This is a genomic window from Mycolicibacterium pyrenivorans, assembly GCF_025821625.1.
Classification (GTDB): domain Bacteria; phylum Actinomycetota; class Actinomycetes; order Mycobacteriales; family Mycobacteriaceae; genus Mycobacterium; species Mycobacterium pyrenivorans.
In genome coordinates this window covers 1-359 of record NZ_JACKSH010000138.1, presented here as the reverse complement: position 1 = coordinate 359, position 359 = coordinate 1, and the positions used below count along the sequence as shown (strand labels likewise).

Sequence of the window (359 nt, the reverse complement as noted above, 5' to 3'; positions counted from 1 at the left end):
TGGCGTCGGCCTTCGTGGTGGTGTCGGCCTTGGTCGTCGAAGTCGACTTCGGAGCGTCGGTCTTCGTCTGGCTGTCCGCCTTTATCGTCCCATCGGCCTTCGGTGCGGAGTCGGACTTCGTCGCCGTACCGGTGTTGTCGACATTGGTCGTGTGCGACTCGGTCGACACTGTGGCAGTGGCAGCAGGAGTGGCCGACGACGCAGTGTCGGCGGACTTGACGCCCGTCGGGTCAGCGGTAGCCGACGTCTGAGCACTGGTCTTGACAGCCGCGGTGGCAACTGGCGTCTGCGGCACGGCGGTGACCGAGTTATCCGTGATGCCCTTGGTCACGCTGACGGACAACGCGTTCGGGGTAGGC

General features: G+C 65.2%; 1 protein-coding gene. It reads left to right on the top strand.

Going from position 1 to position 359, the window contains the following annotated elements; all coding sequences use genetic code 11:
* Positions 1 to 251: hypothetical protein (locus H7I57_RS16600; RefSeq protein ID WP_264024731.1), on the top strand; the 251-nt coding region annotated here is incomplete at its 5' end.
* Positions 252 to 359 lie beyond the last annotated feature (108 nt).